This is a genomic window from Streptomyces sp. Y2F8-2, assembly GCF_014905555.1.
Taxonomy (GTDB): domain Bacteria; phylum Actinomycetota; class Actinomycetes; order Streptomycetales; family Streptomycetaceae; genus Streptomyces; species Streptomyces cynarae.
Map to the genome: position 1 here is coordinate 145,058 of NZ_BNGS01000011.1, position 20,397 is coordinate 165,454.

Genomic DNA, 20,397 nt, shown 5'->3' on the forward strand with positions numbered 1-20,397 from the left:
CGGCAGAGGTCGGGAGAAGACGCGAGCGCCCGCCCTCCCGGTCCGGGAGGGCGGGCGCTCGCGGTGGTTCCGGCGAGGTCACGCCTGCTTGATCGCCGAGATGTCGAAGACCAGCTTGATCTTGTCGGAGACCAGCACGCCGCCCGTCTCGAGGGCCGCGTTCCAGGTCAGGCCCCACTCGGAGCGCAGGATCTCCGCCTTGCCCTCGAAGCCGACGCGCTCGTTGCCGAACGGGTCCTTGGCCGCGCCGTTGAACTCCAGGTCGATGGTGATCGGCTTGGTCGTGCCGAGGATCGTGAGGTCGCCGGTGATCCGGTAATCGTCGCCCCCGAGCGCCTCCGCGCGGGTGGAGCGGAACGTCATCGTCGGGTGCTCGTCGATCCTGAAGAAGTCGGAGCTCTTGAGGTGGTTGTCGCGGTCGGCGGAGCCGGTCTCGATGCTGTCCATCTTCACGTCGATGGAAGCCGTGGACTTCGACGGGTCCGAGCCGTCCAGGTGCAGGGTGCCGGTGAAGTCCTTGAAGCTGCCCTTGACGTTGGTGACCATCGCGTGCCGGGCCACGAACCCGATGGCGCTGTGCGCCGGGTCCAGCGTGTACTCGCCGGTCAGGGCGGCGAGGTCCGGGCTCACTGCGGCGGCCGGTGCGGTCTCGTTGCCGTTCTTGCGGCTGAAGATGCTCATGACGTGCTCCTTTGGGGGACGGATCGCGGTCCCGGAGGGAGGCCGCGGCTCGAAGCTGTTTAAGATTCAACGAGCTCAACAGAAGAGACGGTAAACCTATTCCGTTCGACTTTCAACGTCATCGCGTCCGTGTCGCCCACGGAGGCGCGGCGGCGCGCCGGCTTCGGCCGACCGGTACCGTGGGCAGGTCCCCTACGGCCGTTCGAGGCCCCTCGTCACCCGGGGGATGGCATGTGCCGCCCACCAAGGTGTGATCACTCTGCGTCCCCCGCTTTGTGGGAGGCCGACAACGCCGAGGCCCTCTGGGCAGTCAGAACGGCTGCATCCGGGCTGTATTCTGTTCAGGGTTACCAGGAAAACGGGCCTGAGACTGTACGGAGTCGACGGCGAGCTTTCCTTGGTGGACTTCGTAAGGTCGCTACATGACCGTTTTGGACGAGGCTGTGGATTCCGGGAGCGAGCCCGCGGACGCGCGCGGGCGGGTCGCCGAACTGCACGAGATCCGCAAGCAGGCGCTCGCGGGCCCGAGCGAGAAGGCGACCGAGGCGCAGCACGCCAAGGGCAAGCTGACCGCCCGGGAGCGCATCGAACTGCTTCTGGACCCCGGCTCCTTCCAGGAGGTCGAGCAGCTGCGCCGGCACCGGGCGAGCGGGTTCGGCCTGGAGTCGAAGAAGCCGTACACCGACGGTGTGATCACCGGCTGGGGCACGGTGGAGGGCCGCACGGTCTTCGTCTACGCCCATGACTTCCGCATCTTCGGCGGCGCGCTTGGCGAGGCCCACGCCACCAAGATCCACAAGATCATGGACATGGCCATCGCGGCCGGGGCGCCGCTGGTCTCCCTCAACGACGGTGCGGGCGCCCGTATCCAGGAGGGCGTGAGCGCGCTCGCCGGCTACGGCGGTATCTTCCAGCGCAACACCAAGGCCTCCGGTGTCATCCCGCAGATCTCGGTGATGCTCGGCCCGTGCGCGGGAGGCGCGGCCTACAGCCCCGCCCTGACGGACTTCGTGTTCATGGTCCGTGAGACCTCGCAGATGTTCATCACCGGCCCGGACGTGGTCAAGGCGGTGACCGGCGAGGAGATCACGCAGAACGGCCTGGGCGGCGCGGACGTCCACGCCGAGACCAGCGGTGTCTGCCACTTCGCGTACGACGACGAGGAGACCTGCATCGCCGAGGTGCGCTACCTCCTCTCCCTGCTCCCGCAGAACAACCGGGAGAACCCGCCGCGGGTGGAGTGCACCGACCCCGTCGACCGCCGCTCGGAGGTCCTGCTCGACCTGGTGCCGGCGGACGGCAACCGGCCGTACGACATGGCCAAGGTGATCGAGGAGATCGTCGACGACGGCGAGTACCTCGAGGTCCACGAGCGCTGGGCGCGGAACATCATCTGCGCGCTGGGCCGGCTGGACGGCCAGGTGGTCGGCATCATCGCCAACCAGCCGCAGACGCTCGCCGGTGTGCTCGACATCGAGGCCAGTGAAAAAGCTGCGCGTTTTGTGCAGATGTGTGACGCTTTTAACATCCCGTTGGTGACGTTCCTGGACGTTCCCGGGTTCCTCCCGGGTGTCGACCAGGAGCACGGCGGCATCATCCGGCACGGGGCGAAGCTGCTGTACGCGTACTGCAACGCGACCGTGCCGCGGATCTCGCTGATCCTGCGCAAGGCGTACGGAGGTGCGTACATCGTGATGGACAGCCAGTCCATCGGGGCGGACCTCACCTACGCCTGGCCGACCAACGAGATCGCCGTGATGGGCGCGGAGGGCGCGGCCAACGTCATCTTCCGCCGCCAGATCGCCGAGGCGGAGGACCCCGAGGCCATGCGGGCGCGGATGGTCAAGGAGTACAAGTCCGAGCTCATGCACCCGTACTACGCGGCCGAGCGGGGCCTGGTGGACGACGTCATCGACCCGGCCGAGACCCGCGAGGTCCTGATCAGGTCCCTGGCGATGCTGCACGCGAAGCACGCCGACCTGCCGTCCCGCAAGCACGGCAACCCCCCGCAGTAACCGGGCGGACCCACCGCGGCAACCCCGCGGACCCCTCTCTCACGGAGACTGACAGCCATGAGCAACCCTGACATCCGCGTCGAGAAGGGCCACGCCGAGCCCGAGGAAGTGGCCGCCATCACGGCCGTCCTCCTGGCCCGCGCCGCGGCCCGGACCCCGGACACGACCGCATCCCACCGGGGCCGCGCCAAGGCGGGCTGGCGCCGCCTCGAGCGCGAACCTGGCTTCCGCGCCCCGCACAGCTGGCACGCGTAGCCGCGCTGCCTGAGCCGTTCCTGAAAGGGCCCCTCCGCACGGAGGGGCCCTTCTTGCTGCGCCGGGAAAAGGGTGAGGGCCCCTTCGCAAGAAGGGGCCCTTGGGTGCGCCCCCAAGGGGCGCGGCGAACTGCGCGACCAGCCAGGTACGGCCCGCAGACGGCGTGCGGCATACGGGGCAGCCCGGTAGCCGCAACTCCGCCTAACGAAGCCGCGCCATCAGCGCGTGCTCCACGAGGGTGATCAGCGCACTCTTCGCGTCCGCACGGTGCCGGGCGTCCGTCGTGATGATCGGGGTGTCCGGGCCGATCTGCAGCGCTTCGCGCACCTCGTCGGGCGTGTAGGGCTGGTGCCCGTCGAAACCGTTCAGGGCGATGACGAACGGAAGACCCGAGTTCTCGAAGTAGTCGACCGCGGGGAAGCAGTCGGCGAGACGCCGGGTGTCCACCAGGACGATCGCGCCGATCGCGCCGCGGACCAGGTCGTCCCACATGAACCAGAAGCGGTCCTGGCCCGGCGTACCGAAGAGGTAGAGGATCAGGTCCTGGTCGAGGGTGATACGGCCGAAGTCCATCGCCACCGTGGTGGTGGTCTTGTCCCCGGTGTGGGTGAGGTCGTCGATGCCCGCCGAAGCAGACGTCATGACGGCCTCCGTGCGCAGCGGGTTGATCTCCGAGACGGCGCCGACGAACGTGGTCTTGCCCACGCCGAAGCCGCCCGCCACCACGATCTTCGCGGAGGTGGTGGAGCGGGAAGGACCGCCGCTAGAGCTTGCGAAGTCCACTGAGCACCCTTTCGAGCAGTGTCACGTCTGGCTGGCCGCCGGCGTTCTCGTCGCCGCCGGGCTGATGGATGGCGACCAGGCCCGCCTCCGCCAAGTCGGCGACGAGGATCCTGGCCACGCCGAGAGGGATCGTGAGGAGGGCCGAGATCTCGGCCACCGACTTGATTTCCCGGCACAGGTTGCAGATCCGCTGATGCTCGGGCAACTGGCCCTGCATCTGGTGCGGTTGTGCGGTGGTGTGCACCAGCGCCTCGATGGCGAGCTGGTAGCGCGGCCTGGTGCGGCCGCCCGTCATGGCGTACGGACGCACCAGAGGGTTGTTCGAGGACCCGGCGGGCGCCGGCTCGGGGGAGCGGCGCTGCGGCTGCACGGGCTGGATACGCGGTGCCGGCGGCTGGTCGTACGGCGACGGACCCTGGGGGCCCTGCGGCGCGTACGGCTGCCGCCACTGGCCCGGCGCGGAGGGGAAGTCGTACCGGTTCTGGTCACCCTGACCCGGGCCCTGACCGGGGCCGTAGGACCAGTTGCCGGTAGGCGAACCGCCTGGGGGTGTTGCCACGTTCTCTCCTCCTCCGACTGCGCCGGGCACCCATGCCTGTGGAAGCCGCGTCCCGAAACCTTACGGCCCCGGGACGCTCAAACCCACCGTCCGTCTTCTAGTTGAGAAGGCTCCCCTGGAGCTCCGCACGAAGGTCCGGAGTCAGGACCGTACCGGCACGATCGACCAGAAGCGCCATCTCGTACCCAATGAGGCCGATGTCCGCCTCCGGGTGTGCGAGAACCGCGAGCGACGAACCGTCGGAAATGGACATGATGAAGAGGAATCCCCGCTCCATCTCCACAACCGTCTGGTTCACACTGCCGCCCTCGAAGATGCGGGAGGCACCCGCGGTCAGCGAGGTCAGACCGGAGGCGACGGCCGCCAGTTGGTCGGCGCGATCGCGCGGAAAGCCTTCGGACATCGCCAGAAGGAGTCCGTCGGCGGAGACCACCACCGTGTGGGACACCCCGGGGGTGTTGTCCACGAAGTTGGTGATCAACCAGTTCAGGTTCTGTGCCGCCTGGCTCATCGGGCTCACACTAACGCTCCTGGTTGTAGGTGCTGTCAGGACCGAAGCCCTGGCCGTTCGTTTCACTGCCTGCTCGGCGTCCCCGCTGGACGCCTCGGCGCAGGTTGCTCAGCCTGCCCCTGACGTCCTCGGGGGCACGGGAGACCTGGGGGCCTCCCTGCGGGGTCGCCTCCGCGGCGCCCTCGATCAGGTTCGCCTTGGGTACCCGTCGAGGCAGACCGGAAGCGGTGACCCCGCCCGCCTTGGGCTTCCGGAGCTGGGCTGCCTGCTGCCACCGCTCGTCGTTCGCGGAGCGCCAGTCGCCGCCCGTCTCCTTGGCCGCCGGCGGATCCTGGGTCACGGGCTGGGGCCGGCCGGCGGTGCCGTTCGCGGTGGAGCCGCGGCGGGGCAGTCCGGCATCGGTCAGCTCGTGGCCGGCGGAGGGGGCCGGTCCCGGACGGTCGAAGCCTACGCGGTCCCGCTCACTTACGTCACCGGCCTGCGCGGATTCCGCTTCGGGAGCGTACTCGGAGCGGTAGCCGCTCTGGAAGTCGTCCCGCTGGGGCCAGTCGTCCTGGTACGACGACTCCTCGAAGGAGGAGAACGTCTCCGCGGGGCCGGACCGGTCCGCCGTACGGCCCTCCGGCACCTGTTCCGCATACGCGGGCTCCGGGTAGCCGCCACCGGACGGGAAGCCGTCGTTCTGCGGCAGGCCGCCGTTCTGGGAGAAGTACGGATCCTGGTACGCAGTCTGCTGGGGCTCCGCGTACGCCGTCTGCTGGTCGTACGCGGCCCGCTGCTCCTCGTACGCGTGCTGCCCGGTGTCGTACGAGGACTGGCCGTTGTCGTACGCGTGCTGTCCCTCGCCGTACGCCGGCTGCTGCGACTCGAAGCCGTCCTGGTACGAGGGGGCGGTCCGATCGCCCTCCTGCGGCTCCTGCTGCCGGTTCGTGCCCTGGACCTGAGCCTCCAGGGCCGCACGGCGCTCCTCGCGCATCAGCGAGCGGCCGACGGGGTCCAACTCCCGTAGGTCGTTCGGGACCTCCGTGTAGCGGCTGTCGTCGAAGCCCAGCTCCGCCGCCGTCCGCAGCGGCTGCCCGTCGAAGCTCTCACCCTGGAAGGGCTGCTGCGGGATGATCTGGGAGACGGTGAACTCGTCGCGCTCCAGCGGCTGTTCGCCGCCACCGCCGTGGGTGATGGCGTCGGGCAGCATGACCAGCGAGGTGGTGCCGGCCTGCTCGCCCGAGGGGCGCAGCTGGACCCGGATGCCGTGCCGGTCGGACAGCCGGCCGACCACGAACAGGCCCATGCGCTGCGAGATCGCGGCGTCCACGGTCGGCGGGTTGGCCAGCTTGTGGTTGATGTCCGCGAAGTCCTCGGCGGTCAGGCCGATGCCCTTGTCGTGGATCTCGACCATGATGCGGCCGTCGGGGAGACGGGTCGCGGTCACGCGGACCTTGGTCTGCGGCGAGGAGAACGTCGTGGCGTTCTCCAGCAGCTCCGCGAGCAGGTGCACGAGGTCGGTCACGGCGCGGCCGTGGATCTCGGCCTCCGGGACGCCGGACAGCTCGATGCGCTCGTACTGCTCCACCTCGGAGGAGGCGGCGCGCAGCACGTCGATCAGCGGGACCGGCTGGTCCCAGCGGCGGCCGGGCTCCTCGCCGGCGAGGACGAGGAGGTTCTCGCCGTTGCGGCGCATACGGGTCGCGAGGTGGTCCAGCTTGAACAGGTTCTCCAGCTGGTCCGGGTCGGCCTCGTTGTTCTCCAGCTCGGTGATCAGGGTCAGCTGGCCCTCGATCAGCGACTGGTTGCGGCGCGAGAGGTTGGTGAAGATCGCGTTGATGTTGCCCCGCAGCAGGGCCTGCTCGGCGGCGAGCCGGACGGCCTCGCGGTGGACCTGGTCGAAGGCGCGGGCGACCTCGCCGATCTCGTCCGTGGAGGAGATCGGGATGGGCGCGACCCGGGTGTCGACACGGCCGGGGTCGGTCCGCGAGAGCTGGTCGACCAGCATCGGCAGGCGCTGCTCGGCGACCCCGAAGGCCGCGTTGCGCAGCTGGCGCATCGAGCGGCTCATCTGGCGGGCCATGAGACCGGCGATGATGAACGCGGCGAGCAGGGCGACGACGACGATGGCGCCGGTGACGAACGCGGACTGCTTGGCGTCGTCGGCGATGGCCGAGGCGTCCGCCACGGCCTTGTCGGCCATGTCCGACTCGATCTGGCGGTACGCGTTGAACTTCAGCGTGTTGACCGCCCACCAGTTCTGCGGCGTGATGCCCTGCTGGGCGAGCGCGGCGCGGGCGGTGGTGTCGGTGGACGGGAGCGAGGCGAGGGCCGCGACCATCTTGGTCGGGTCGGACGGCGGGGGCACGTAGCTCGGGTCCTTGGCCTTGGCCTGCTGGGCCATCGCCGCACCGTCGGACTGCATCTTCTTCTGGAGGACCGTGAGCTTGTCGGCGTCCGCCTGGGTACCGCCGCCGATGTACTCCTCGACGGCGATGCCCTCGAGGTAGGCGTACGAGGACAGGGCGACGCGCTGCTTGGCGAGGCTGGTGTCCGAGGTGCCGGGCTTGATCAGCATGTGCATACCGATCGAGCGCTCCAGGGACAGAGCGGCCTTCGTCAGCGAGATGGCGTAGACGGTCCGGCCGTAGCTGGTGATGTTGCCGGTGCCCAGACCGAGCTCGTTGGCGAACTCCATCAGCGGGTGCTGGACCTGGACGTAGCCCTCTTCGGTCTGCACCCCGCTCAGGGCGGAGGTGTAGGCGCCCTGGCGCAGCGCCGGCAGCTTGGCCTCGGCCTTGCGGAAGATGGAGAGGCGGCGCTCCAGGCCCGACGTGTGGGGCATGTTCTGGGCTGCCTGGTCGAAGACCTTGGCGGCCTGGTCGGTGGCGCCGCGTGCCTGGACGACCGTCGAGTCGTTCTGGCCCTTGCCCTGGAGGAGGGGAGCGGCGCTGACGTCGCGCTCGGTGACGAGCGCGTTGGCGTAGGTCAGGGACGCCTGGACGAGACGGGCCGTGTTCTCCGCGTCCCGCGCCTGCCGCCAGGTGTCGATCGAGCTCTTCACCTGGAAGCCGCCCATCACCAGGCCGACCAGCACGGGTATGAGCAGGATCGCGTTCAGCCTGGTCGGCACGCGCCAGTTGCGCGGGGAGAAGCGGCTGCCCGCGGGCGGGAGAGCCGTCGCCTCCGGGCCGGGCACTTGTGCGGGTGCCGCTCCGCGCGGCGGCGGGGTGAAGTTGCCCCGTGCCGACGGCTCGGGACCGTTCTTGCTTCGCCTCACTCGACCAACAACCTCTCGGCGACGGCACCTACGTCGTGCCGCGGTGTCTCCAGAGCCCTGTCCGAGACTTGTACGTCTTTGACTACTGGGCAGTTCAGGCATTCCAGCACGTCGACCTGCGCGATTCCAAACACTCGGAATCCGGGATTCCGAACGCCGGATGCCCTAGATAAAACGGTCATAAAGAGCGAGCCCCGCCAAAAGGCGGGGCTTTTGTGAGCGCAGCGGTACCGACCGACCGCGCGGTGTGTCGGTACCACCGAATTTCTCTGTCGAAACGTTATGAACACCGGGGCCGACCGTGTCAAACGCCACAGCCGGCGCCCGGTGATCCACGACAACTGCCGTGTGGTGCCGCCGACTTGATCTACCGCAGGCGGGCCATGAGCGCATGTTCCACCAGCGTGATCAGCGCACTCTTCGCGTCCGCACGGTGCCGGGCGTCCGTCGTGATGATCGGGGTGTCCGGGCCGATCTGCAGGGCTTCCCGCACTTCGTCGGGCGTGTAGGGCTGGTGCCCGTCGAAACCGTTCAGGGCGATGACGAACGGAAGACCCGAGTTCTCGAAGTAGTCGACCGCGGGGAAGCAGTCGGCCAGGCGCCGGGTGTCCACGAGCACCACCGCGCCGATCGCGCCGCGGACCAGGTCGTCCCACATGAACCAGAAGCGGTCCTGGCCCGGCGTACCGAAGAGGTAGAGGATCAGGTCCTGGTCGAGGGTGATACGGCCGAAGTCCATCGCCACCGTGGTGGTGGTCTTGTCCCCGGTGTGGGTGAGGTCGTCGATGCCCGCGGACGCGGAGGTCATCACGGCCTCGGTGCGCAGCGGGTTGATCTCCGAGACGGCGCCCACGAACGTGGTCTTGCCGACGCCGAAGCCCCCCGCCACCACGATCTTCGCGGAGGTGGTCGCCCGCCCTCCGTCAGAGCTTGCGAAGTCCACTGAGCACCCTTTCGAGCAGTGTCACGTCCGGCGCGCCGCCGTTGTTCTCGTCGCCACCCGGCTGGTGGATCGCGACGAGTCCGGCCTCGGCGAGGTCCGCGACGAGAATCCGGGCCACACCGAGCGGCATGGCCAGCAGCGCCGACACCTCGGCCACCGACTTCACCTCGCGGCACAGGTGGCAGATCCGCTGGTGCTCCGGCAGCAGTCCCATCAGCTGGGCCGGGTCGGCCGTGGTGCTGATCAGCGCCTCGATCGCGAGCTGATAGCGCGGCCGGGTCCGGCCGCCCGTCATCGCGTACGGACGGACCAGCGGCTGGTCGCCCTCGTCCCCGTACGGCTCGGCGTACGGATCGTGAGAGGCGGTGGGCGGGGTCATGAATCCTCCGGGCGGGACAGCAAGTCGGTCGGGCTAGCCGTCTGACGGGGCCGGTGGGGGGACTGTGGCGGCCTGACGGTGATTTCGTGAGGTGGGTGGTACCGGGGCCGGTCAGTGGAGCAGACTGCCCTGGAGCTCGGCGCGCAGGTCGGGGGTGAGTACCGCGCCCGCGCGGTCGACCAGGAGCGCCATCTCGTAGCCGACCAGGCCGATGTCGCACTCGGGGTGAGCGAGCACGGCGAGGGACGAGCCGTCCGAGATGGACATCAGGAACAAGAAGCCGCGTTCCATCTCGACGACGGTCTGTGCCACGGTGCCGCCCTCGAAGATCCGGGAGGCTCCTGCCGTCAGCGACGTGAGCCCGGAGGCCACGGCCGCGAGCTGGTCGGCGCGGTCACGCGGGAAGCCCTCCGACAGCGCCAGCAGGAGGCCGTCGGCGGACACGACGACGGTGTGGGACACCCCGGGGGTGTTGTCCACGAAGTTGGTGATCAACCAGTTGAGGTTCTGTGCCGCCTGGCTCATCGGGCTCAACTAACGCTCCTGCTGGTGAGTGGGGCTGGGGAAGCTGCCGGTCTGGCCGGTACCGGCCTGGCGACCCTGGGCGATGCCCCGTCGGAGATTGGTCAGCCGACCGCGCACGTCGTCGGGGGCGCGCGAGACCTGCGGACCGCTGTGGTGCTGTTGCTGCTGGGCCGTGCCCGGCACGAGGTTCGCGCGCGGGACCCGGCGCGGCAGGCCGGAGGTGGTGACCCCGCCGGAGGCGGGCTGCCGCACGCGCTCGGCCTGGCGGACGAGCTCGTCGTTCGGGGTGGTCCGCCAGGCCGGACCGGCCGGACGCTGGGGACCCGGGGAGGGCTGGGCCTGGGGCGCGGCCTGCGGCGGCGTGGAGGCGCCGCCCTGCTGCCGCTCGCGGAACCAGTTCGTCTCGAGCGTGTCGTACAGCGGCGTGCGCCCGTCACCGGGGCCCGCCGCCGGCGGCAGGGCCTCGGGCTCCTGGCGACGCTGAGGCTGCTGCGGGGCCGGCGGCCGGGGCGCGCCGTAGGCGTCACCGCCCGCCTGCGGACGCTCGAACTGCCCGGTGGACGACGGGTCCTGACGGTTGCCGAAGCCCGGGGACGCGAACTGGCCCGTGCTGGAGCCGTCGTAGCCCTGCGGGGCGAACTGGCCCGTCGGAGCCGGGCCCTGGGCGCGGCCCGGTGCCGGGAAGCGGCCCGTGTCCTGCCCCTGTCCGGCCGCCGGGTACTGGCCCGTGGGGCCGCCCGCGCCCGGGGCGCCGAACACGTCGGAGCGGACGAACTGCCCGTTGTCCGCGGCATCGGCGGCGGGGCGCGGGGCGTTGAAGTCCGGCCGGGGGTACTCGGAGGTGGAGCCGGGGCCCTGTCGGTCGTCGATCCGCGGGAACTGCTGGCGGTCGTCGACGCGCGGCATGGGCGAGGTCGAGGTCAGTGCGTCCGGCTCCTCGTGGCCGCGCGGGGCGTCCAGCGAGGCGCGCGGCACCGGCGGCTGCGCGTTCTCGTCGCTCCAGCTCGGCGTGCGCTGCTGCGCGCCGGCACCGGGCAGCTCCGGCCGCGAGCCGCCACGCCCGGGCAGCTGCGGACGGCGACGGCCACCGCGCTCCTTGGGCTGCTGCGACTGCTGCTGCTGAGGTTGCTGCGGCGGTACGGGGGCGCTGTCGCCGAACCCGGCCGAGCGCAGACCCGGGCCGCCGTCACCGAAGCCGCCCTGCCGGGAACCGGGCTCCTGGAAGGGCTGGGCGGCCTGCAGTCCCTGCGGGCCGCTCTGGCCGAAGGCTCCGGTACCCGCGCCCGCCGGGGCCGGACGGCCCTGCGGGGAGACGGGTCCCTGCGCTCCGCCGGGGGTGCCGGGGCGGCCGCCGGGGAAGGTGCCGGGCAGCGCGGCGCGCGGGCCCTGACCGGCGCCCACCTGTCCACGCTCCGGGGCGGCGTCGAGTCCGGGGCCACCGGCGGACCGGTTGCCCTGCTGCGCCTGGCGGCGGGCCGCGGCCGCGCCGGCGGCGGCCTGCGCGGCGGCCGGGCCACCGGAGTGCGGGGCACCCTGGCCGGGCTTGCCCGGAGTGGGCTTCTTGCCGCCCTGGGCGACGTCGACCGGGAGCATGACCAGCGCGGTCGTACCACCGGAGTCGGACGGGCGCAGCTGGATGCGGATGCCGTGGCGCTGGGACAGCCGACCGACCACGAAGAGGCCCATGCGGCGGGAGACCGACACGTCCACGGTGGGCGGCGAGGCGAGTCGCTCGTTGATCGCCGCGAGGTCCTCGGGCGACAGACCGATACCGGTGTCGTGGATCTCGATCAGGACGCGGCCGTCGGGCAGTGCGTGACCGGTGACCTTGACCTTGGTCTGCGGCGAGGAGAACGAGGTGGCGTTCTCGAGGAGCTCGGCGAGCAGGTGCACGAGGTCGTTGACGACGCGGCCGGCGACCTCGGTGGCCGGGACCGCGGCCAGCTCGATGCGCTCGTACTGCTCCACCTCCGACGCGGCGGCGCGGAGCACGTCGACCAGGGGGACCGGGCGGGTCCAGCGGCGGCCCGGCTCCTCACCGGCCAGAACGAGGAGGTTCTCACCGTTACGGCGCATACGCGTCGCGAGGTGGTCGAGCTTGAACAGCGAGGACAGCTGGTCCGGGTCGGCCTCGCGGGACTCGAGTTCGGAGATCAGCGACAGCTGGCGCTGGATCAGACCCTGGGAGCGGCGCGAGAGGTTGGTGAACATCGCGTTGACGTTGCCCCGCAGCAGGGCCTGCTCGGCGGCGAGGCGGACCGCCTCGCGGTGCACGTCGTCGAAGGCCGCGGCCACCTGGCCGATCTCGTCCCGGGAGTGCACACCGACCGACTCCACGGACGTGTCGACGTCCTGCGGGTCGGACTCGGACAGCTGCTTGACCAGCTCGGGCAGGCGTTCCTGGGCGACCTTGGTCGCGGTCTCCTGCAGCCGGCGCAGCGAGCGGATCATGGAGCGGGCCACGACGAAGGCGCCGACGAGGGAGACACCGAGGACGAGGAGGATCAGCGCACCGGAGATGATCGCCTCTCGCTCGGAGACGTTCTTCAGCTCGCGGGCCTTCTGCTCCATCTGCTCCAGGAGCGTGCCCTCGATGCTCTTCATCTGCTGGATCTTGGTGGAGTCGTCGTCGATCCAGTCCTTGTACGAGCGCTTGTCCTGCGACTGCAGGCCGTTGGCGCTCTTCAGCACGCGGCCGGCGTACTGGTCGGCGGCCTCGATCGTCGGGCTGCCCTGGTCGATCGGCTTCGTCAGGTCCTCGGCGCCGTCGCCGTAGATGCTGCGGAAGCTGTCCAGCTCGGAGTCCTGGCTCTCCAGGGCCGAGAGGGCGTACTGGCGGTCGTTCTCGGAGAGATGGCCGAACGTGGTGTTGCTCGCGGGCAGTGCCGCCGCGATCACCGCGCGCTGCATCGACGCGTATTCCTTGGCGGTCGAGAAGGCCGCCAGGGCGCGGGTGCGCTGGATCATCTCCGGGTTGCTGGTGGCCTGCGCCATGTCCTGGGACAGGCTGAGCAGGCCGGTGATCAGACGGTGGTAGGCCTCGACCGTCTGCGTGGAGTTCTGCGGGTCCTTGTAGGCGCTGGCGCGTATCGCGCTGAGGTTGTTCAGCTCACTCGCGATACCGACGATGCTGTCGCGCACGCCCGAGAGCTGGCCGCTGCCGGAGGCGTCGCCGATCTCCTGGGTGCCCTCCAGGAAGGCGGAGCGGGCGCGGTTGGTCTTGTCGCGGACGCCCTTGACCGTGTAGTCGCTCGGGGTCGCGCCGTGGGCGAGCGGTCCGGCGGACTGGTCGCGCTCGTCCTGGAGCGCCTCCGCGAGCTGCGTCGCCTGCCGGGTCATGTCCGTCAGCAGCTTCATGGTGTCGAGCTGCTGGATCTGGTCCACGTTGTCGCTGATGCGCAGGGCACCGAGCGAGGTCGCCGCGACCACGGGGAGCGCCAGCAGCGACACCAGACGCGTGGAGATGCGCCAGTTGCGCAGCGCCAGGCGTGAACCGGCGTCCATCGGGGGAGTGCCGCCCTTGGGTGCCGCGGGCGCGGGGGGCGGCGTGGTCGACGTGCCGAGCGTGGGCGCGCCGGTGCGTCCGGGCCGCTCGGGGCCGCCGGCGGCCGGTGTCGGTCCCGGGTTCTGGGCGTGCTGGGGCGAGGAACCGCGGTCGGTCCCGCCGTGCGGCTCCGGCTCCGCCGAAGCGCTGCCATCCCTCTTGAAACGTCCCTGCACTAGCGTCGCAACCTCTGGACCAGGCGCCCCTCCGCGCGAGCGGTGGGACGGTGTCGGCGTCGTGGGGGGCGCCCTGAATGCGCTCCCCGGGTGGTCGTGAGTGACCGGCGCTGGCTCCCCCTTCCCGCCGCTCTTCGGCGCTGCGTTGCGCCCCCTGTGCGCCGGTGCGAGACCGCGGCGGTCCGTGGAATTCCAGCACAGTGCCGGATCTGCAACAAGGCCAACGGGCGAGCGTGTGCTCACCGTGACACCCAGTGAGGGGTGCGTCACGGGATGTAGAAACTGATCCCGTACATAACGGGCACATGGGGACGAGGCGTTGGCGCGTGCCCGGTGTCCCAGTCGCCATGATCAGGAGCGGAATGCGGGCTTCAATGGAGCAATGTCCGTTTCGCTGAAGGGGGTTGCCGGTGTTGATTGCCCCTTTTGTCTGTCCGTCAGTGAGCAAACTCACACGGTGATCAGACCCTCTTCAGGGCTTTGCGTGGGAATTGCATGTTTAGCCTGACGCTTTACAGGGATGGCGAATCCGACAACCCGCGCCCCGGCGGCGGCCCTTGAGGCCCGCCCGGCGCCCGCAACGACGAGGTCAACGACAACAGTGAAGACCACGATGATGTTCCGCACCATAGCGAACCCGCGGCGGACGACGCTGGTGCACCTCACCGACGCCGAGGAGCTGCAGGCGCCGGCGACCCCGGAACACTCCGTCGACCTTCCCACCCAGACCGCCAATCCCAAGCGCACCGTCCTCATGGAGGTCCCGGTCCAGGCCTCCGTCGCGCAGTAGTACGCGCGGCGGGCGCCGCACGCTCAACAGGACGAGGGCATCGTGGGGCGCCCGCGTATGCCGTGCCGGATCGAGTCGCGCCCGGTGAGCGGCCGCTCACCACTGGCAGGCGGATGATCGTCTCCCGACGCGTACCGATCAGGCATGCGTCCGGCGGTGCCCGCCGGTGGCGCCCGGGTCCGGCGGTGCCCGCCCGGTGACGCCCGTGTTCGGCGGTGGCCGCCGAGCCGGACGGGTCCCATGGCGTTGCGCCGATCCGGACGGGTCCGACGGGTCCCGGCGATCGGCCTTCGGGCTGCCGGCGTCCCGCCGGCCGTGCGTCGGGCTGGTGGCGTCCCGTCGGCCCGCCGACCTGCCGGCGGCCGCCGACCCGTACGCCGCAGGCGCCCCGCCGATCCCGTACCGGACCCGTGGCGCCCGTAAAGCGCGAGGTGCGCGCCCCTTGCCGAGTTAGCCTGGAGCGTCAGACTCCAGCCAGCTCACTTAAGGGGCGCAAGGATCCCGTGCGCATCGCCAGATTCTCCATCGACGGGAACGTCGCCTTCGGCGCGGTCGAGGGTGACAAGCCGGACGAGCTCGTCCTCGACATCATCAAGGGCATCCCGTTCGCGGACTTCGAGCTCTCCGGCACCAAGGTCCCGCTGAGCAAGGTCAGGCTGCTGCCGCCGGTGCTCCCCAACAAGGTCGTGGCCTTCGGCCGGAACTACGCGGAGCACGCGCGCGAGCTGGGCAACGAGGTCCCCGAGGCCCCGTTCGCCTTCTTCAAGCCGTCCACCTCGGTGATCGGCCCCGGCGACGAGATCGCCTACCCCTCCTTCTCCCAGGAGCTGCACCACGAGGCCGAGCTGGCCGTGGTGATCGGCCGCATGTGCCGCGAGGTCCCGCGCGAGCGCGTCAAGGACGTGATCCTCGGTTACACCTGCGCCAACGACGTCACCGCGCGCGACGTCCAGCGCCGCGAGAAGCAGTGGGCCCGGGCCAAGGGCTTCGACACCTCCTGCCCGCTCGGCCCCTGGGTGGAGACCGACGTCGACCCGGGCGACCTCACCATCCAGCTCACGGTCAACGGCGAGCAGCGCCAGCTCGGCCGCACCAGCGAGATGATCCACCCGATCGAGGATCTGATCGTCAACATCTCCGAGGCCATGACGCTGCTCCCCGGCGACGTGATCCTCACGGGCACCCCCGCGGGGGTCGGCCCCCTCAACGTCGGCGACGAGGTCGCCGTCACCATCGAAGGCATCGGCACTCTCACCAACAAGGTGATCAAGCGTGGCTAACGGCTCCGTCCGCGTACGTTTCTGTCCGTCCCCGACCGGCAACCCCCACGTGGGCCTGGTCCGCACCGCCCTGTTCAACTGGGCGTTCGCCCGCCACACCGGCGGCACGTTCGTCTTCCGCATCGAGGACACGGACGCGGCCCGCGACTCCGAGGAGTCGTACGTCCAGCTTCTGGACTCGCTGCGCTGGCTGGGCTTCGACTGGGACGAGGGCCCCGAGGTCGGCGGCCCCCACCCGCCGTACCGCCAGTCCCAGCGGATGGACCTCTACAAGGACGTCGCGAAGAAGCTCCTGGACGGCGGGTACGCCTACCACTGCTACTGCACCACGGAGGAGCTGGACGCCCGCCGTGAGGCCGCGCGCGCCGCGGGGAAGCCGTCCGGGTACGACGGGCACTGCCGGGACCTGACCGCCGAGCAGGTGGCGGCGTACGAGGCCGAGGGCCGCACGCCCATCGTCCGCTTCCGGATGCCCGACGAGCCGATCACCTTCACCGACCTGGTCCGCGGCGAGCTGACCTTCACGCCGGAGAACGTGCCGGACTACGGCATCGTCCGCGCCAACGGCGCTCCCCTCTACACGCTCGTCAACCCGGTCGACGACGCCCTGATGGAGATCACCCACGTCCTGCGCGGCGAGGACCTGCTCTCCTCCACGCCGCGGCAGATCGCCCTGTACAAGGCGCTGATCGAGCTCGGCATCGCCAAGGCCGTGCCCGAGTTCGGCCACCTGCCGTACGTGATGGGCGAGGGCAACAAGAAGCTGTCGAAGCGCGACCCGCAGTCGTCGCTGAACCTCTACCGCGAGCGGGGCTTCCTCCCCGAGGGCCTGCTCAACTACCTCTCCCTGCTGGGCTGGTCGCTCGCACCCGACCGCGACATCTTCTCGATCGAGGAGATGGTCGCCGCCTTCGACATCGCGGACGTGAACCCGAACCCGGCCCGCTTCGACCTGAAGAAGGCCGAGTCGATCAACGCCGACCACATCCGGCTGCTCGACGTGAAGGACTTCACCGAGCGCTGCCGGCCGTGGCTGAAGGCCCCGTTCGCCCCGTGGGCGGCCGAGGACTTCGACGAGGCGAAGTGGCAGGCGATCGCGCCGCACGCGCAGACCCGCGTCAAGGTCCTGTCGGAGATCACCGACAACGTCGACTTCCTGTTCCTCCCGGAGCCGGTGTTCGACGAGGCGAGCTGGACCAAGGCGATGAAGGAGGGCTCCGACGCCCTGCTGACCACGGCCCGCGCCAAGCTCTTGCAGGCCGACTGGAGCAGCCCGGAGTCGCTGAAGGACGCCGTGCTGGCGGCCGGCGAGGAGCACGGCCTCAAGCTCGGCAAGGCCCAGGCGCCGGTCCGCGTGGCCGTCACCGGCCGCACGGTCGGCCTGCCCCTCTTCGAGTCCCTGCAGGTCCTGGGCAAGGAGAAGACGATCGCGCGCATCGACGCGGCGCTGGTGAAGCTGGCAGCGTGAGCACGCCGAAGGGGCGGCACCCGGACTCCGGGTGCCGCCCCTTCGGCGTACGTCAGGCGGCGTCGTTCTCGTCGATCAGGTAGTGGCTCTCATCGAAGATCTCCAGGACGACGACGACCATGATCGCGCCCGCCACCATGTACTCGAGTACGACGCCGGGAGCCACGTAAGCCTTGCGCAGATGCTCGTCCGGGCCGAGCTGGGCGGTAGCCGTCTTGTGGAACGGGTCACGGGCCAGTATGCGCAGCGCCTTGTCCAACTGAGCCCGGCGCTCCGCGGGCAGGCCGTCGTACGTCGCACGGGCCTCGACGGTGAACTGGACGCGGTACTCGGTCATGGCTGTGGCTCGGTCTCTCGCTCGTCGGTTCCACCACGCTACGACATCTGCGGGTGACCGATCCCTGGAAAACGACAGAGGCGTCACCGGTCCGAGTTACTGTCGCACCATGAGTATTCGGGCCGTGGTCTGGGACGTCGACGACACCCTCTTCGACTACACCACCGCCGACCGTGCCGGGATGCGTGCCCATCTGGCCGCCGAGGGCCAGCTGGACGGCTTCGCGACCGTCGAGCAGGCCCTCGCCCGCTGGCGGGAGATCACCGACGCGCAGTGGGCGCGGTACGCGGCGGGGGAGGTTTCCTTCGAGGGGCAGCGGCGCGACCGGGTGCGGGTCTTTCTGGGGAGGGACCTGACCGACGACGAGGCCGACGCCTGGTTCCGGCGGTACAGGGAGCACTACGAGGCCGCCTGGGCGCTCTTCCCGGACGTCCTGCCCGTCCTCGACGCCCTCGCCGCCAGCCACCGACACGCCGTGCTGTCCAACTCCAGCGTCCACGTCCAGGAGCACAAGCTCCGCACTCTCGGCGTCCGCGACCGCTTCGAGGCCGTGCTGTGCGCCGCCGAGCTGGGCGTCTCCAAGCCGGACGCCCGGGCCTTCCGCGCCGCCTGCGACGCCCTGGAGCTCGCCCCCCACCAGGTGGCGTACGTCGGCGACCATCCGGAGATCGACGGGCGGGGCGCCGCCGAGGCGGGTCTGCTGTCGGTCTGGATCTGCCGTGACACCGCGTTCATCAGCGGCGACGCCACCGAGGGCCCCCGCCGGATCTCGTCCCTCGCCGAACTCCCCGCGATCCTCCGCGCCGATACCCGTTTTGGAGCGCCGTCCACCTTCAGGTAATGTTCTTCCTGCGCCGCGGGGAGCGGGCCGGAAGGCCGGAACCCAGCAGCGTAGAACTAGAACAAGATCCCCTCAGGGGCTTGCGTTCCAGTGGCCTATGGTGTAATTGGCAGCACGACTGATTCTGGTTCAGTTAGTCTTGGTTCGAGTCCAGGTAGGCCAGCTCGCAGAGCTCATCTGCACCCGCGGATCTCATCCGCAAGCCCCCGTTGTGTAGCGGCCTAGCACGCTGCCCTCTCAAGGCAGTAGCGCCGGTTCGAATCCGGTCGGGGGTACGGATCCTTCCAGGATCACATGGGCCCCCGTTGTGTAGCGGCCTAGCACGCCGCCCTCTCAAGGCGGTAGCGCCGGTTCGAATCCGGTCGGGGGTACTGAAAGGTCTAAACCACCTTTGGTCTATGGTGTAATTGGCAGCACGACTGATTCTGGTTCAGTTAGTCTTGGTTCGAGTCCAGGTAGACCAGCTGATCTGCGGAAACGCATGATCCTCGCCCCCGTTGTGTAGCGGCCTAGCACGCCGCCCTCTCAAGGCGGTAGCGCCGGTTCGAATCCGGTCGGGGGTACGCAGTCACAAGGGCCCTCCCTCGGGAGGGCTCTTGTGCGTGGCTCACTTCCCGCCACACCGGCGGCGTGACTCCTCCGCCTCCGCCAGCCGGCGCAGACTCAGCAACACCGGCTCGTACAGCACGGTCAGTGTCACGGCGGCCTCCACCTGTTCGTCCGGCGTCTCGTAGCGCTCCACAACGTCCAGGTCGGTGACGGCGATCCGCTGCATCGCGCGGGCGTAGGGCTCCAAGTCCTCCAGGGCGCAGGGGTAACCGAGCCGCGACAGTGTGACGATCGCGGCCACCAGCATGTCGTACGCGGGTGCCGGCGGCGCCGGCCTGCCTGGGCCGCTTTCAATCGGCGGGTGCGCGGGGGAAGGGCAAGGTCGGCATCTGGCAGGAGACGTACGTCGTGCCGGCCGGCGCTCACGAGGCGATCTGCATGAACATGCCCGCCTACGGCCTGGCCAAGGCCACGGGCCTCGTACCGGTCGGCCGCCGGGGCGACCGCGCGGCGGACCGGCTGCGGGCCTCCTGAGCCGCCCCGCCGGGGAGGGGCCTGCCGCGGCGTTGAGGCGGGCCCTCCCCGGGGACGTACTGCATGGTCAGCCCGAGCGGCGGAGTGCCTCCGAGAGGCGGGCGGCCGCGTCGATGACCGCCTGGGCGTGCATACGGCCCGGGTGGCGGGTCAGGCGCTCGATGGGGCCGGAGACGGACACCGCGGCCACGACGCGGTTCGAGGGGCCGCGTACGGGCGCGGAGACGGACGCCACGCCCGGCTCGCGCTCGCCGATGGACTGGGCCCAGCCGCGGCGCCGCACGCCCGACAGGGCCGTCGCCGTGAAGCGGGCGCCCTGCAGTCCGCGGTGCAGCCGCTCGGGCTCCTCCCAGGCCAGCAGGATCTGTGCCGAGGAGCCCGCCTTCATGGTGAGCGTCGAGCCGACCGGGACCGTGTCCCTGAGGCCGGACAGGCGTTCTGCCGCGGCCACACAGATGCGCATGTCACCCTGGCGTCGGTAGAGCTGCGCGCTCTCGCCCGTGACGTCGCGGAGGTGGGTCAGCACCGGGCCCGCCGTCGCCAGCAGGCGGTCCTCGCCCGCCGCCGCGGCCAGCTCGGCCAGCCTGGGGCCGAGAATGAAACGGCCCTGCATGTCACGCGCCACCATGCGGTGGTGCTCAAGCGCCACGGCGAGGCGGTGCGCCGTGGGTCGTGCCAGTCCGGTGGCGCCGACCAGGCCCGCGAGGGTGGCCGGACCGGACTCCAGAGCGCTCAGGACGAGGGCCGCCTTGTCCAGAACGCCGACGCCGCTACTGTTGTCCATGCAACGATACTCACGTCTCACTCTGTGAAACGCAAGTTCAATTTTTCGTGGAACGCGCCACCCTTGATGTCACGGCGGCCCGCGGACCATCGGGCCCGGCGGCACACGCCCGCAAACCAGGGGTACGGGCGCCGCCACCCCAGGATCTCTAGTTGGGTCGGTGCACTCTTTGCCGACCGGA

Annotated in this window: 17 protein-coding genes, 5 tRNA genes and 2 pseudogenes; 12 read left to right on the forward strand and 12 right to left on the reverse strand. The window is 70.3% G+C overall.

The genetic code is table 11. The annotated features are described in order from the left end of the window. Positions 1-78: 78 nt before the first annotated feature. Positions 79-681, reverse strand: a complete 603-nt coding sequence (locus SY2F82_RS31445) for a YceI family protein (protein WP_200422567.1) — start codon at positions 679-681, stop codon at positions 79-81. Positions 682-1,103: 422 nt separating this feature from the next. Here SY2F82_RS31445 and SY2F82_RS31450 point away from each other — a divergent pair, with 422 nt between their 5' ends. Beyond that, a complete protein-coding gene (locus tag SY2F82_RS31450) occupies positions 1,104-2,696 on the forward strand; it encodes an acyl-CoA carboxylase subunit beta (RefSeq protein ID WP_200422568.1) in 1,593 nt (530 codons plus the stop codon). Positions 2,697-2,753: 57 nt separating this feature from the next. Next, positions 2,754-2,951 carry an acyl-CoA carboxylase subunit epsilon gene (locus SY2F82_RS31455; protein ID WP_200422569.1) on the forward strand — a complete coding sequence of 66 codons (198 nt, stop codon included), beginning with the start codon at positions 2,754-2,756 and terminating at the stop codon, positions 2,949-2,951. A gap of 201 nt (positions 2,952-3,152) precedes the next feature. Here SY2F82_RS31455 and SY2F82_RS31460 read toward each other — a convergent pair whose 3' ends face one another. The 8 genes from SY2F82_RS31460 to SY2F82_RS31495 all read right to left on the reverse strand — a co-directional run bounded on the left by SY2F82_RS31460 (position 3,153) and on the right by SY2F82_RS31495 (position 13,633). Further along, the gene (locus SY2F82_RS31460; RefSeq protein ID WP_200422570.1) at positions 3,153-3,734 is read right to left on the reverse strand and encodes an ATP/GTP-binding protein; all 582 of its coding nucleotides are present in this window, start codon (positions 3,732-3,734) and stop codon (positions 3,153-3,155) included. Then, positions 3,715-4,293 (reverse strand): DUF742 domain-containing protein, encoded by a 579-nt coding sequence (locus SY2F82_RS31465; RefSeq protein ID WP_200422571.1) that lies wholly within the window; start codon positions 4,291-4,293, stop codon positions 3,715-3,717. The genes SY2F82_RS31460 and SY2F82_RS31465 overlap by 20 nt, the downstream gene beginning before the upstream one ends. 97 nt (positions 4,294-4,390) lie before the next feature. After that, positions 4,391-4,804, reverse strand: coding sequence for a roadblock/LC7 domain-containing protein (locus tag SY2F82_RS31470; protein WP_004983065.1), 414 nt, complete (start codon positions 4,802-4,804; stop codon positions 4,391-4,393). 10 nt (positions 4,805-4,814) lie between these two features. Further along, positions 4,815-8,066, reverse strand: a complete 3,252-nt coding sequence (locus tag SY2F82_RS31475) for a nitrate- and nitrite sensing domain-containing protein (RefSeq protein WP_200422572.1) — start codon at positions 8,064-8,066, stop codon at positions 4,815-4,817. Between the two features lie 367 nt (positions 8,067-8,433). After that, positions 8,434-9,009: an ATP/GTP-binding protein gene (locus SY2F82_RS31480; RefSeq protein WP_054219273.1), complete on the reverse strand. Its 576-nt coding sequence runs from the start codon at positions 9,007-9,009 to the stop codon at positions 8,434-8,436. Further along, complete coding sequence (locus SY2F82_RS31485; RefSeq protein WP_103838060.1) at positions 8,990-9,388, reverse strand: DUF742 domain-containing protein; 399 nt, start codon at positions 9,386-9,388, stop codon at positions 8,990-8,992. The genes SY2F82_RS31480 and SY2F82_RS31485 overlap by 20 nt, the downstream gene beginning before the upstream one ends. Positions 9,389-9,499: 111 nt before the next feature. Beyond that, on the reverse strand, positions 9,500-9,913 hold the full coding sequence (locus SY2F82_RS31490) for a roadblock/LC7 domain-containing protein (protein ID WP_103838061.1): 414 nt from the start codon (positions 9,911-9,913) through the stop codon (positions 9,500-9,502). Positions 9,914-9,922: 9 nt separating this feature from the next. After that, positions 9,923-13,633 carry a nitrate- and nitrite sensing domain-containing protein gene (locus SY2F82_RS31495; protein ID WP_200422573.1) on the reverse strand — a complete coding sequence of 1,237 codons (3,711 nt, stop codon included), beginning with the start codon at positions 13,631-13,633 and terminating at the stop codon, positions 9,923-9,925. Positions 13,634-14,234: 601 nt separating this feature from the next. Here SY2F82_RS31495 and SY2F82_RS31500 point away from each other — a divergent pair. The 3 genes from SY2F82_RS31500 to gltX all read left to right on the forward strand — a co-directional run bounded on the left by SY2F82_RS31500 (position 14,235) and on the right by gltX (position 17,171). Beyond that, positions 14,235-14,423 carry a hypothetical protein gene (locus tag SY2F82_RS31500; RefSeq protein ID WP_200422574.1) on the forward strand — a complete coding sequence of 63 codons (189 nt, stop codon included), beginning with the start codon at positions 14,235-14,237 and terminating at the stop codon, positions 14,421-14,423. Between the two features lie 503 nt (positions 14,424-14,926). Next, entirely contained in the window at positions 14,927-15,703 is a 777-nt protein-coding gene (locus SY2F82_RS31505) for a fumarylacetoacetate hydrolase family protein (RefSeq protein WP_200422575.1), read from the forward strand. Next, a complete protein-coding gene (gene gltX, locus SY2F82_RS31510; RefSeq protein WP_200422576.1) occupies positions 15,696-17,171 on the forward strand; it encodes a glutamate--tRNA ligase in 1,476 nt (491 codons plus the stop codon). Before SY2F82_RS31505 ends, gltX begins: the two co-directional genes overlap by 8 nt. Before the next feature lie 52 nt (positions 17,172-17,223). Here gltX and SY2F82_RS31515 read toward each other — a convergent pair whose 3' ends face one another. After that, positions 17,224-17,508 carry a type II toxin-antitoxin system RelE/ParE family toxin gene (locus tag SY2F82_RS31515; protein ID WP_200422577.1) on the reverse strand — a complete coding sequence of 95 codons (285 nt, stop codon included), beginning with the start codon at positions 17,506-17,508 and terminating at the stop codon, positions 17,224-17,226. Between the two features lie 109 nt (positions 17,509-17,617). On the opposite strand from SY2F82_RS31515, the gene SY2F82_RS31520 reads away from it, so the two are divergent. The 6 genes from SY2F82_RS31520 to SY2F82_RS31545 all read left to right on the forward strand — a co-directional run bounded on the left by SY2F82_RS31520 (position 17,618) and on the right by SY2F82_RS31545 (position 18,912). Continuing rightward, on the forward strand, positions 17,618-18,349 hold the full coding sequence (locus SY2F82_RS31520) for an HAD family hydrolase (RefSeq protein WP_200422578.1): 732 nt from the start codon (positions 17,618-17,620) through the stop codon (positions 18,347-18,349). 91 nt (positions 18,350-18,440) lie between these two features. Then, positions 18,441-18,512: transfer RNA gene (locus tag SY2F82_RS31525), tRNA-Gln, on the forward strand. A gap of 39 nt (positions 18,513-18,551) precedes the next feature. Then, a tRNA-Glu gene (locus SY2F82_RS31530) sits at positions 18,552-18,624 on the forward strand. 23 nt (positions 18,625-18,647) lie between these two features. Beyond that, positions 18,648-18,720: transfer RNA gene (locus tag SY2F82_RS31535), tRNA-Glu, on the forward strand. Positions 18,721-18,741: 21 nt separating this feature from the next. After that, positions 18,742-18,813, forward strand: a tRNA-Gln gene (locus tag SY2F82_RS31540). A gap of 26 nt (positions 18,814-18,839) precedes the next feature. Then, positions 18,840-18,912, forward strand: a tRNA-Glu gene (locus tag SY2F82_RS31545). Between the two features lie 44 nt (positions 18,913-18,956). Here the strand turns inward: SY2F82_RS31545 and SY2F82_RS31550 are convergent. Continuing rightward, positions 18,957-19,223: pseudogene (locus tag SY2F82_RS31550) on the reverse strand (transcriptional regulator); the annotation flags it as partial. On the opposite strand from SY2F82_RS31550, the pseudogene SY2F82_RS31555 reads away from it, so the two are divergent. Then, a pseudogene (locus SY2F82_RS31555) lies at positions 19,221-19,432 on the forward strand (monooxygenase family protein); the annotation flags it as partial. The pseudogenes SY2F82_RS31550 and SY2F82_RS31555 overlap by 3 nt on opposite strands. A gap of 67 nt (positions 19,433-19,499) precedes the next feature. Here the strand turns inward: SY2F82_RS31555 and ndgR are convergent. After that, on the reverse strand, positions 19,500-20,216 hold the full coding sequence (gene ndgR, locus SY2F82_RS31560) for an IclR family transcriptional regulator NdgR (RefSeq protein WP_023546516.1): 717 nt from the start codon (positions 20,214-20,216) through the stop codon (positions 19,500-19,502). Positions 20,217-20,397 lie beyond the last annotated feature (181 nt).

Bases quoted from the DNA above. Each gene is read 5' to 3' on its own strand.
- SY2F82_RS31520 (WP_200422578.1), top strand. From the start codon at position 17,618: ATGAGTATTCGGGCCGTGGTCTGGGACGTCGACGACACCCTCTTCGAC.
- ndgR (WP_023546516.1), bottom strand. From the start codon at position 20,216: ATGGACAACAGTAGCGGCGTCGGCGTTCTGGACAAGGCGGCCCTCGTC.
- SY2F82_RS31515 (WP_200422577.1), bottom strand. From the start codon at position 17,508: ATGACCGAGTACCGCGTCCAGTTCACCGTCGAGGCCCGTGCGACGTAC.
- SY2F82_RS31490 (WP_103838061.1), bottom strand. From the start codon at position 9,913: ATGAGCCAGGCGGCACAGAACCTCAACTGGTTGATCACCAACTTCGTG.
- SY2F82_RS31445 (WP_200422567.1), bottom strand. From the start codon at position 681: ATGAGCATCTTCAGCCGCAAGAACGGCAACGAGACCGCACCGGCCGCC.
- SY2F82_RS31455 (WP_200422569.1), top strand. From the start codon at position 2,754: ATGAGCAACCCTGACATCCGCGTCGAGAAGGGCCACGCCGAGCCCGAG.
- SY2F82_RS31470 (WP_004983065.1), bottom strand. From the start codon at position 4,804: ATGAGCCAGGCGGCACAGAACCTGAACTGGTTGATCACCAACTTCGTG.
- SY2F82_RS31450 (WP_200422568.1), top strand. From the start codon at position 1,104: ATGACCGTTTTGGACGAGGCTGTGGATTCCGGGAGCGAGCCCGCGGAC.
- SY2F82_RS31485 (WP_103838060.1), bottom strand. From the start codon at position 9,388: ATGACCCCGCCCACCGCCTCTCACGATCCGTACGCCGAGCCGTACGGG.